The following is an 11,809-nucleotide window of genomic DNA, read 5'->3' as shown; positions in this document are numbered from 1 at the left end:
AACGGGATTGGGAAGAGACTTACTCCCGCCCGCTACCGTGAGCGGCCAGTGCTAACTCAAATGGCAGAACATGAGCAGATTTTATGAAATGCGTACAAAGAGCAACAGGAGCGCTTCAGCGAAAACCGAGTTCAGAACAAGCCGTTAGATCGAGAGTGTACTCTCAAGTTCGGGCAAAAGCTGGAATTTCACCGCAAAGTGTACGCTCAGCGACCGGCTTTGAGCGAGGAAATGTCCATATAAAAGCTAAACGGGTACTGCCACCAGATGCCTTGGAACTCCAGATCAACAGGACCTGAGAGGAAAGCGTGGGCTGATCAGAGTACAGACCAAACGTCCTCACGGTTCTCTACACTCACCCGACTTATCCCCGAAACGACATAATTTACCCCCCTTCTCCCAAGTAGATGGAAACAGCTTCTCGTTACCATCTACTTGGGAGAAGGGGCTATGGGACAGGTGTTACACGGCAGCGATACGGCTACTCACTCCATTTGATCGGACATTTAAAAATCGGACGGAACAAACAAAGCGTTAAGCTAGCGTCAGAACGTTAATCCCAAGGAGGCAATAAAATAGAAGAAGCAGAGCAGCGTTGAAGAGCAGCCATAGGCCGGAAAACCTACACTCAACCGTGCCCACTGTGGCGCAAGGGGCTGCATGTGTTGCGTTTCGCAAGTACACCACGCGTTACATAAACTTCCCGCGCGTGTATCTTGAGGGCCCTTTGAGCGTTCATAGCGATCGGTACCGTACAGCCTGCCACCTTCTGCATCCACCATCGCATTCAAGGCCTCTTCAACCGTACCACGTATCATCTCGCCAAGGTGGCCTTGACCCGTGCTTCATCAATGTGGATAACGCCGTTCAATTCCTTCTGTTTTTCGGTCTCACCCATAACCTGCCCTCATCCGGTGTGAGTGGAACCGAACTCAACAGCAAATGTGATGGAGTGGATGCCCCACCCGGCGGCATCGCAATGTGCCATATTTACGATTGAAGCAATCGAAGATTGGGAAGGGACATCCATGGCAGAGGTTAGCATTATAGGTTTAGATTTGGCAAAGCACAGTTTTCAAGCTCATGGTGCGGCACCAGACGGCAAGGTTTTATTTCGACGGAAATTGTCACGCGGGCAGATGTTACCGTTCTTTGCCAAACAAGAACCTTGTGTTGTGGCAATGGAAGCTTGCGCTACTGCCCATAGTTGGGGGCGAGAAATTCGCGCTCTGGGGCATGATGTTAAATTGATTCCCCCAATCTATGTGAAACCATTTGTAAAACGTCAAAAAAACGATGCAGCTGACGCGGAAGCCATTGCGGAAGCAGCGTCGCGCCCCACAATGCGTACGGTTCCGATAAAATCAAAGGATCAGCAAAGTCGCGCCGTGTTATTCCGTAGCCGCGATCTTTTTGTGCGTCAACGTACTCAGTTGATCAACGCCTTGAGAGCTCATTTGGCTGAGTTTGGCTGCCTCGCACCAAGAAAGGCGATACACGTTAAGAAACTGGCTGAGGCTTTGAATGCTCCGAACAGTGACCTGCCTCCTGTGGTGCTTCAACTCGGTCAGATCTACCTGGAGCAAATTGCACTGCTCACAAACCGGATCCAGTCCCTGGAAAAGCAGCTTCGAATAGAAGCGAACCAGGACAAGGCTGCGCAAAGATTGCAAACCATGCCCGGAATAGGGCCGATAACGGCCATGGCGGTTACAGCATTTGCCCCATCAATGAGCACGTTCCGCCGAGGGCGGGACTTTGCCGCATGGCTGGGGCTTGTGCCAAAACAATATTCAACAGGGGGAAGGCAGATCTTGGGCCGAACCTCGAAAATGGGCCAGCGCGATATCCGAAGGCTTTTGATCATCGGAGCTATGGCACTCATTGGTGCTGCCCGGCGGACGGGGAGGCCAGAAAGCTTATGGCTTGGAAGAATGCTTGAAAGAAAACCAAGTATGGTGGTGGCTATCGCGCTTGCAAACAAAATGGCTCGTAGATTGTGGGCTATGTTGGTCAAAGATGAAGACTACCGAAACCTGTCCCCGGCTAAATAGGTGCTTCAGGACAGGTCCGTCGGGATGTGAGGAGGGCTTTGAGCAGTAAGGGTAAACGATCGACTAGATCCGACTTGGCATAACCAGTCTTTCGCACCGGGCAAAAAGCCCGCAAATGTGTATTGGAGCCAAGTTGCGTATCTCCATACCGGCCCGCGGCAAATGCAGCGCCGCACAACGAGGCCTGACAGATGACCGCAACCGATCACATGCCAAAATTGCTCGAAAAACAACTTGCAAAACACGGGGCATCCACAGATGCGAAAAATATTGTACGCTATCATTGTTATAAGACGTAATAAGTGTGAGGGTTGCGTGAATTTGGAGGCCTTGCACCTCGTCAATCTATGGGTTCGCGTGAGAGAGGCCGTTGACTCAGCCCCCCCCTACCCTGACTGGAGGTTAACAATACGGTGTCCCTGACTTGACTACAAGAGAAAGCACTTAATTGGGGTCAGTCTCTGATCTTGATGTTCGTAGGCAACTAATGCTCTGGACCCACGTTTCATTAACCCGAAACTAGTTTCAATAATTATCTGCTACTTTTATATGAATTGAGTGCCTCAAGTGATTAGGATGATCTCATATCATTTTGGCTATAGTCTTGAGCCTTTATACTGAAACATATCCAGCTGCCTTGAAGTAATTCCAACACTCTTGGGGTGTGAACAGATCGCATATGTCACCCAGAGCCTTTATCAAGGTCTCAAAGGTTCTGGCTTTCATTCTGCGTAGGTGTGCTTTGAGCTTGGAAAACGCCATTTCGATAGGATTGAGATCAGGAGAATAGGGCGGCAGAAAAAGGAACCAACACCCGCTTTGTCTGAGGGCCCTTGCGGCTTCTGGAACTTTGTGTGTGGACAGGTTATCCAGAATGACCACCGTTTTAGGGTGCAAGCATGGAGCCAGTTGTGTCGTGATATAAGTGGTGAATGCCTTGCCATTCATGGCCCCGTCCAGAACCCAGGGCGCAATGAGTCCCTCGTGGGTCAAACCGGCGATAAAGGTCTGGTTCTGCCAGCGTCCAAACGGCGCTGTGTCAAGGGCTCGTTCCCCTTTAAAGGCTCGGCCTCGCAGCCGGGTTAAATTCGTTTTAACACTGGTTTCATCGAGAAACACCAGTCTCTCAGGCAGATCACGCATTATAGGCTGACGGGTGTGGCGCCATTCATCTCTGGCATTTTGTACATGGAGTTTGCCACGCTCGGTTGCCACCAACGATTTTTTTTATAGGTGTAGCCAAGACGGCGCAAAGCCTTGGAGACGGAAGTATGGTGAACCCTCACTCCCTCAGCCATGAAAAGTGCATCACATAACTCCATCAACGTGATATCTCCGTCTTGATTGACCAGCTCGCGCAAGAAGGAGAGGTAGGGCTCCAATTTTCCGCCTCCCTTTGGGCGCCCTGTCCTGACCGGGATTAAACTCTGCCCCTCCCGAACTTTACGGGCCAAGCGAGATCCTGATGCTGGAGAGATCAGCAGGCGGCGTGCTGCTTCACGCCCGCTCATCCCGGATAAAATGAGCCTTTTAAAGCGAAGGCGTAAATCAAGTGAAAGTGGCCGGCCCATGTGATCTCCTCCCTAAAAGGAGTGAATCACAAATCAACCTGATTGGGAATCCCCAATCGATTCAGCGTTGCGCCTCATTGCTTTAGGCATACTGTTCTTAAAACTTTATCCTGAGCGTCCCATTGAGGCCGTTGTCGGTATAGCTGTTACTGAACTGTCCGTCATAAGTCAGGCTGGCGCGGATGTTGTCGTTGATGATCAGTGACAGCCCAGCCGCGACCAGAGCAGTGTCACGCGATAATGAGATACCTTTAATATTGGAGACCTCGTTCTGACTCTGTAAAATATTATGGATCTGGGCAGTGTCATTGCCAAACAGATGTTGCCAAGAGGCGCCAAGGTTGAGGGCGACAGTATAACCGGACACTTGGAAGTCTTTTTGGACTCTTCCGCCAATATTGGAAAAATACACCGTTTCCGTGTCAGGAGACACCAGAAGAGACGCCTCGTCGCCATCTTCTAGAAATGAAGTGGCTGTCTGCGCAACGAAAGCGCCTCCGGCAAAGGGCACCAGCTTGGCAAAGGGAGTTTCAAAGGTATGTGAGGCCTGTCCGAACAGCTGGATGGTGCCGGTGGTGTAATTGCCGCCGGGGTCATCGGTAAAACCGCCATAGGCAACGGTGCGGCCCGCATCTACAAAGCCCACCGCATAGGCGGCCCCCAGCTTTAGTTTTGTCTGTTTGCTCTCCAGATCACTGTAGGCTCCCAGATGGAGGCTATTAGCTTCTGCAGAGGAATTGCGATTGCTCACGTCATAACTGGAATAGCTGTAGCCAGCCAACAGGCCTACGCGTAAAGGCTCGGCCACTTGTCCATCAACACCGGCAAAGAAACCACCGGTGTTACGTGTCAAGGACGTAGCATTACCGTTATCATCCCAGTTGGCCCAAGAACCAAACCCTTGCACCCAACTGTAACGGGCCACATCGGGGGCCTGCTGCGCCAGTACCGCTTCGCGCAAAAAGCGGCTGTCCTCTAACATTACAGAGGTAATGGAGGCATAGATTTCGCCATCCAGAGCTTCCAGCGCTCGGCGGGTATCAGCGGGGTCAAGAAACATCAGCCCAGCATAGATCGGCGAATATGTGTCGACCAGCTCCGCTACACTTGCCCCGGCCTCGGCAGCGGCCAGTTGCTCCTGCAAGGATTGCAAGCGCAACTCGTCCACGGCCTTGGCCATTTCGATCTGGTTGGAGGTTCGGGCCACACTTGCTACTGAGGCCGTGGTATTAGCCACTGTCAAGGTTACGGTGTTATTGGCATAGCCGAGCGATGGGACGAGGTTGCCAGGATAGTTCCCATTGGTTACTCCGTTAAAGGTTCCCGACAGGGTTCCGGCCTGCAGGATTTCATAGCTGGTGGTTTTGGCATAGGTGGAACTTTGATCTGCATAAAGAGCTACAACGGATTTTTCAGCGATTGATGCTGTTTCGCCAACGTCCACGGAATTGGTCTGCCCTTGCGCATCAATGTTCACATTATAGGTTGCTCCTCCATTACTACTACCAAGAGTCATGTCTCCAGAAATTGTAAGCTGACCATAGGTACTTGAGTTTGAACCTGCCTCCAAGACTGCACCACTGTTAAAAGTTGCAGTGCCGATGGTACCGGTTCCCCCAAGATAGCCACCCTCTCCTACAGTAAAGTTCCCATTGGCGGTTCCCAGTACAAAAAGCCCTGCTGCATCATTGGAAGAATTTGGCGTAATGGTTGCTGTGACATCATTGCCCAAAGTACCGCTCAAAGAGGTGTACCCGCCCTGAACCGACAGGCTCCCTGTTCCTGAAATATTACTCGTAAAGCTAAGGGGGCTGCTAGACGTGGAAGTATGATTAAAGGTTACTTTGCCAGAGCCCTTTCCAAAGACTATATTTGCAGCGGAGAGCTGGCCGGACGCTGCCGCAGCATCCCCCCCCGGCGCTCCCATACGAATGACACCCGAGGACCCCTCGTTCACTGCGACATTTACAGTGCCTTCCCCGTCTTGAACTGTGAGAATAGCTCCACTTGAAAGTGTTAGCCGCCCTGTTCCAGATTCTCCCACATCAAAATCGGAGTCATTTTTCCAACTTGAAGATGTGCCTTTCAGTTTGGCGGCCCCCGTAGATCCTGACTGGTTTCCTAAAGTCGCTGTCGGCGTCGACAAGCTGGCTCCGTTTTGAATAATTAGTTTTCCAGCTCCAGCATCACCAATGTGAAACTGACCATTGACTGTCATGGCAGCATCACCTCCGTTAAGAGACATGTTACCGTCAGAATCTGCATCTACTCCAATTGAGTTGTCTAAGGTGCTGACTGTATTCTCAAAGTCAATTTCCCCACTATAAACACTAAGATTTCCTGTCAGGCTAACCGGGCCACTCAGGCTTGTGGTACCGCCATAAACATTGATACTCCCCGCTAAACTAACCGTCCCGGTCAAGCTTGTCGTACCACTATAAGCCTCAACTACATAAGTTCCACCGGTCGTCGAAATATTAGGCTCGAACTCATAGGAACTGTTTGTATGGTTGAAAATCAGGGATACAGTTCCCGCTTCCATTTGCAGCGTGTCTGCATTGATGTATCCGGCAGGAACAGCGGTTGCGCCAGCCTTCGCGCCAATGTTGATTGTAGCGCTACTGCCAGAATTTTTGGCAAGGATGATGGTTCCCAGATTGTCATTGTCGTCAACAGTGAGGGCTCCATTGTATGATAGGGTAACAGTTGCAGCTCCGCTTTCTCCAATGTTCATATCCTCTGAGTTCCTCCAAGAGGAGCCTTCTCCATTCACTATAAGTTCGCCATTACTTCCCGCACTAGCAGCAATAGTACCAGAGTAACTGCTGACGCTTGCTCCACTAGTTATGGAAACAATACCATCCCCAGCCCCCCCTACTGTAATATCATCCTCTAAAACAAGCCATTTACTGTTCTGACCGGAGAGATTTACGGTACCTTTACTTCCGCTTTGATCTCCAACTGATCCGCTTTTGGTTTGAATCGCACCTTCGGTATTTATATTAAGAGTCCCATCCCCTTGATAGCCAATGTAAAACTCACTGTTCTTGAGCGTAATGACTCCCGCTTCCGTAACATTCAAAGTTCCAGTTGAATCGTCCCCATAACCAACATAGACATCGTAGACTCCACTAGTTAAACTCCCCGCTGAAGTCACATTGACAGTTCCCGTGCCATTATAGCCAGCATAAAGGGCATTACTTAGAGCCATGGTCGCGGACTCAGTTATATTCAAGGTACCTTCCGAGCCAGATTCATATCCCACGTAAACATCAGGTATACCTCCAGATATACTTCCCCCCGACGTTACGTTGACAGTTCCAGTTCCTTTATAACCGGCATAGAGGGCCGTATTAGCGCTAAAATTTCCACTTGATATGGTCAAAGTGCTATCGGAGCTTGTGGTATAGCCAATATATGTGTTGTCATTTGTGAAACTGGCACCACCCCGCACAATAAATTCTCCGCCAATCCCCTGCAAGCTTCCAGAGTAGTCAGAGGTTGTTCCATCAATATTGGTGGAACCGCTGTAAACCTCTACGGTGCCACTGCCAGAAAATGAGGGAACAAAACTGTAATTGGAGGAATTGTGATTAAAGATCGTTGTACCATTGCCGCTTCCCATGGAAACAGTACCGGCAGTAATGTATCCGGGGGAGACTGGATCTGACCCCGCTGCACTTCCAATAATGACAGAGCCAGTGGAACCGCTGTTTTGCGCCACTGTAATCCCACCAGTCCCTCCCTCTCTAATAAAGGAGCCTCCATCTTTAAGGGTAAGGGATCCAGTTCCGTCAACGCCCACCGTCATGATGCCACTTAATATAAAGTCTGAACTGGAACCTGTGATTGTCAAAGTGCCTTCACCGGTGGATTGATTGCCAATCACAGTACCATCATCGGTTAGAGCCTGGCCGCCATTTTCCACAGTCATAGTTCCTGAGCCGGAATTTCCAATGGTGAGGTGGTCCGCGTTAACTGTCCATTGGCCGCCATCGCTAATTGTGACTGTGTTACCCTTGGATGTTGACTGAGACCCAATATCTCCGGTCTTGCTTATAACCAGCGCATTATCCGTTACGCTTAAACTTCCCGTTCCACTGCCCCCCACAGTCAAAGTGCCATTCGTGTGCCAACGGGTATTGGCGCCGGAGATAGCGGCCGTTCCTGTACCATCTTCAGATTGCCCGAGCGTACTGGAAGACCCGGAATCCGCCGTTGCGGCAGATGACATATTCCATGTGCCGGTACCACTCCCCCCGATCACCGTAGCTCCGGTTGACGTGTAGCTGGAATTCCCTTCTGAAAGGTTCATTGTTCCACTTGCAGGCGAAGCATCTGAACCAAGGGTCATGGTATTGACAGAAAGCGCCCCACCACTTTTAACATTTATGGTACCGACACCAGCCTCACCAACCACCGCAGTTCCTGAAGAAGTTAAAGTTGTACCGCTTTGGTTAACGTTAATTGTCCCGGTATCAGTGGATGCTTCGGAAACCTCGATATTATCGTATGCATGGGTAGCCCCATCATTAAAGGTCACGGATTGTCCGCTTGAACTGCCAACAATCAAGTCATCACCGAGAGACGGGCTCACAAGTGAAGTTATAATTACAACCACACAAAATCCATAAAGATTAATGTATATATAATTCTTCATCTTATATGCATCCAATTAGTCACCGCTGCATATAATCTATTAGATTAATAGTTAAATAAATTATAAACACTTTCATTGCGCATTATACATTTAATGTGTAGATTATATCTTCTATTAACACTTACACATGATACAATTACTACTATTAATTATTACCACATCTTTCTATAAGATGATGGACCCACTCATATTGCCGTTACTACTGTTGACACAGTACCCCACCCAAGAAGTCAGGAACGGTTGACGGTGTTGAGCCCAGCTTTGTTGGCTCCGCTCTTGTCCTTAACAACCTTTTCCGGCATTGCATTATTGCCAATGGCTTTCGCAAAGAACAGCGTTGCAGCCTCTTCATCAAGGGCGTGATATCAGTAAACCCATTTACCTCTATTCTTAAGGTCTGTCTTGTTCATGCGCCACGAGGGCCTCACTTTTTACTTTTGTTTTCTAGCTTCTTTTGCAGTCAGCAGCGAATACTCAACTGCCCGAAGATTGAGGGTAGTATGGTCTAGATCAACACCCCGTTCCTCCATGATCTCCTCAAGATCAGGGCAGGAAACCGCATAGGGACGTAAAAGAAAACTGATGTAGTTTTTGGGGTAAGCCCACCTGATTTATTAATAGAGATAGGGACCCCAGAATGCGCAAGGCATAATGTTTGAGAGCGAAGAGAAGAAACGCTCGGCGAAACCAAAGTTTACAGAAATCTAGTTGCAGCTCAATGCGTAATAAGTCACCTTACTCAACTTAAAGTAATTGATTCCATTTACACACGTTCTTGCAAGGGTCCAATTCATGTCGTTTTTGACCATAATTCCCCGTTTCATCTTACTATTGGGTATTTTGGTGCAACCAGCATTGTCTAAAAACCTTCCCCCGCCAGTACACAATGTGCAATTTGAGGAATGGGCTGCAGGCATGGCGCGGCTTATCAACCAGCAACCTCTAAATGAAATTTTGACGATCTTGGAAGTTGACGAGACCGAGTGGAATGCTGTGAACGCCGTGTTCTCCAAGGCCTTGACTAAACGCATATACTGCACGCCAGCACTTGACCGGTATCGAGCGGTCTTCGACAATCCCTCTGTCGGTCGTTTTCAAAAGCAATCCAATCAGCTTGCCGAGGGCGCCACGTTCAAAAGCTATGATGAATTTGTCCGCTTTGAGGCGCACTTGAGCGCTGTCAGTCGCTCCGGCGGCGATATACATGCGTTGCTGGCCGACACTGACATGACTATATACCAATTAACTCAAGAACAGCGCAAATGGCACTTGGCGCGGTATGCGGTCATAGCGGGAGGTCGCAATGCAGAGATTTCTGCGATGGTGCAGACGGAAGAAAAACACAGAGCGTACTTTGAAAAGAAATACAATATTTCTGGCAAGTAACGTTTTCAAATTCATATGCAAAAAGGGCAGGTTGCACTTCCATGAGAACGTGAGTTTAAAAAAATCGGACAGTGATCACATGTTTCGAAACGTATGTACATTCGATCAAAGCGCTAGCATCGGAAGACAAAATCAACCTACGCCAGAGCCCGTATTCCACTAAGTTCTATACTCATAACAAATAGTCGCCACTAGACTGAGGGTAATCCCCCAATATTCGATCGAGTTTAAAAGTAGAGATAGTGTTGCCTAATATTAAGGACAGATTTTGTGAAGAAATCTCGTTTTAGCGACGCACCAGGGTAACCTCTCATAAAACTACCTTGGACCACAAAATTCTGGATTTGCGAAACCTATTTGTAAACAGAGCCTATTAGAAATATCAGATGACGATTTATCGGTTTCTATTCTCGCATACACTCATTAGGCGATGAGTAAGTTTGCCCACCAAATTATTTTGTAAATAGTTATTTATTTGGGGCAAGCTTTCCCCAAGTTCAAACCTTCAGCCTATTTTAAGTTGTACCAACCTCAGGTAACCTTAAACTTTACAAGTTGAAATAATCACTTTGGGAGGAAATTATGAAAACACAATTGAAAGCTCTTGGCCTGGGACTTATTCTTTCAGCCTCGATTGCGGGAGCAAGTCAAGCAGCGGGACCTGAAGGGGTATGGAAACGTTCTAACGGTAACGCCAAAATCCAAATGTATTCATGCGGTTCTGCCATCTGTGGTAAAATCGTTTGGCTGAAGAACCCACGCAAGGACATCAAAAACCCTAGCAAATCCTTACAATCACGGGAGTTGGTTGGGCTGAATATCGTGCAGGGCATGAAGCCGAACGGCTCCAATGAATGGGCGGGAAAAATCTACAACGCGGAAGACGGCAAAACTTACAAAGGCAAAATGAAACTTGTTTCTGCAAACGAGTTAAAACTGTCCGGTTGCGCTTTGGGTGGCCTCATTTGTAAAGGCGATATTTGGAACCGATCCAAGTAAAGTTTAGTCTTTACTCTAAAGATTTCCGACACCGAACGACTGTATGCTGACAATTACGCTCCCGCTTGACATCGGCGGGAGCACCAAAAACAACAAAAACAGGTCAGCTATGAAAATTCTCCCCTCACTCCTTGCGGTCTTTTTTCTTTTTCCATTAAACGCAGTGGTCTCAGCCGATTCTGGAAATACCGGAATTCAAGGAAAATGGATAACTGCCGATAATGCAACCGTAGTTGTAGCGCCGTGTTCCGGTGGACTTTGCGGAAAAGTTGTTAAATTTCAGGTCCCTGAAGGGCAGGACATGGCAACTGTGAAGGATGTCAACAATGAAGATAAGTCTAAGAGGGGTCGCAATGTACTGGGTCTTGATATCCTATACAACTTGAAACCTGCAGGAGACAACACATGGAAGGGCAACGTGTACGATCCAAACCGGGGAATGGACGCAGCCGCAACCGTCACACTTGAACAAAATGGGCAGTTGAAATTAACTGGCTGCAAGACAGTACTTGTCGAAGTGTGTAAGTCTGAAAACTGGCGCCGCATACAGTAAGAGGCCCCTCTAAGCCAAGGCACGCTTTATCCGAAAGCATACTGCTTAGCTTCAATCTCACAAGAAACAGCTGGATATGCCAATTTTCCTTGTCTGGGCTGTTTCTTTTGGACACTCGAGCCCCAAGGGCATACTTGAACCTTGCATTTCAAAGCTCCAACTTGAAACCAAGATGGCTTTGTTTAAAGCCATAGCGCTCGTAAAAACGATGAGCATTCAGCCGCAGGGCATTCGATGTCAGCTCGACAAGACAGCATCCGTGTGCAACTGTTTTTTGATAGGCATGATCAAGCATTTGCTTCCCGATCCCCTTCCCTCTCCACTCCTCTTTCGTATGGAAACTTTCAATACTCGCTCTGGGCCTGCCTTCAAAGGAAAGGCGCTTGAGAAATGTGAGCTGGTATGTGCTCACCACTTCGCCATCATTTACAACTCCCACATAAATTTGTGTCTCGGGCGCTCCAAGAATTTCCTTAAACGCGGATCGATAGTTCTCCAGATTTACCGTTTCCAGTTTTCTTCGTTGCGCAATGGCGCCCCCGCTCATAATTGAGAGTACGTCATTGAGATCATGCGGCTCCGCCAC

The 11,809-nt window shown here is 48.6% G+C and carries 8 protein-coding genes; 5 read left to right on the top strand and 3 right to left on the bottom strand.

Features of this window, described 5'->3' with window-relative positions; translation table 11 throughout:
• The first annotated feature begins 595 nt into the window (after positions 1-595).
• Positions 596-1,000 (top strand): hypothetical protein, encoded by a 405-nt coding sequence (locus P6574_RS06470; RefSeq protein WP_310619553.1) that lies wholly within the window; start codon positions 596-598, stop codon positions 998-1,000.
• Between the two features lie 28 nt (positions 1,001-1,028).
• Entirely contained in the window at positions 1,029-2,054 is a 1,026-nt protein-coding gene (locus P6574_RS06465) for an IS110 family RNA-guided transposase (protein WP_310622113.1), read from the top strand.
• Positions 2,055-2,666: 612 nt separating this feature from the next.
• Here the strand turns inward: P6574_RS06465 and P6574_RS06460 are convergent.
• Positions 2,667-3,625, bottom strand: a protein-coding gene (locus tag P6574_RS06460) for an IS630 family transposase (RefSeq protein WP_310619020.1) whose coding sequence is annotated in 2 segments (ribosomal slippage) — positions 2,667-3,281 and positions 3,284-3,625 — 957 coding nt in all. Because the reading frame shifts where the segments join, the coding sequence is not laid out codon by codon here.
• Positions 3,626-3,722: 97 nt separating this feature from the next.
• Positions 3,723-8,285: an autotransporter domain-containing protein gene (locus P6574_RS06455; protein ID WP_310619552.1), complete on the bottom strand. Its 4,563-nt coding sequence runs from the start codon at positions 8,283-8,285 to the stop codon at positions 3,723-3,725.
• A 792-nt stretch (positions 8,286-9,077) separates the two neighbouring features.
• Between P6574_RS06455 and P6574_RS06450 the strand changes: the two genes are divergently transcribed.
• From P6574_RS06450 to P6574_RS06440, 3 genes are all read left to right on the top strand, one after another.
• A complete protein-coding gene (locus P6574_RS06450) occupies positions 9,078-9,671 on the top strand; it encodes a hypothetical protein (protein WP_310619551.1) in 594 nt (197 codons plus the stop codon).
• 582 nt (positions 9,672-10,253) lie between these two features.
• Positions 10,254-10,670: a DUF2147 domain-containing protein gene (locus P6574_RS06445; RefSeq protein WP_310619550.1), complete on the top strand. Its 417-nt coding sequence runs from the start codon at positions 10,254-10,256 to the stop codon at positions 10,668-10,670.
• A 43-nt stretch (positions 10,671-10,713) separates the two neighbouring features.
• Positions 10,714-11,223 (top strand): DUF2147 domain-containing protein, encoded by a 510-nt coding sequence (locus P6574_RS06440; protein ID WP_310619549.1) that lies wholly within the window; start codon positions 10,714-10,716, stop codon positions 11,221-11,223.
• A gap of 148 nt (positions 11,224-11,371) precedes the next feature.
• On the opposite strand, the gene P6574_RS06435 is transcribed toward P6574_RS06440, so the two are convergent.
• Complete coding sequence (locus P6574_RS06435) at positions 11,372-11,809, bottom strand: GNAT family N-acetyltransferase (protein WP_310619548.1); 438 nt, start codon at positions 11,807-11,809, stop codon at positions 11,372-11,374.

Source organism: Pseudovibrio sp. M1P-2-3 (genome assembly GCF_031501865.1).
GTDB lineage: Bacteria > Pseudomonadota > Alphaproteobacteria > Rhizobiales > Stappiaceae > Pseudovibrio > Pseudovibrio corallicola.
Note: the sequence above shows the minus strand (reverse complement) of the source record. Positions and strands in the feature narration are given on the sequence as shown.

Bases quoted from the DNA above. Each gene is read 5' to 3' on its own strand.
- P6574_RS06465 (WP_310622113.1), top strand. From the start codon at position 1,029: ATGGCAGAGGTTAGCATTATAGGTTTAGATTTGGCAAAGCACAGTTTT.
- P6574_RS06445 (WP_310619550.1), top strand. From the start codon at position 10,254: ATGAAAACACAATTGAAAGCTCTTGGCCTGGGACTTATTCTTTCAGCC.
- P6574_RS06440 (WP_310619549.1), top strand. From the start codon at position 10,714: ATGCTGACAATTACGCTCCCGCTTGACATCGGCGGGAGCACCAAAAAC.
- P6574_RS06450 (WP_310619551.1), top strand. From the start codon at position 9,078: ATGTCGTTTTTGACCATAATTCCCCGTTTCATCTTACTATTGGGTATT.
- P6574_RS06455 (WP_310619552.1), bottom strand. From the start codon at position 8,285: ATGAAGAATTATATATACATTAATCTTTATGGATTTTGTGTGGTTGTA.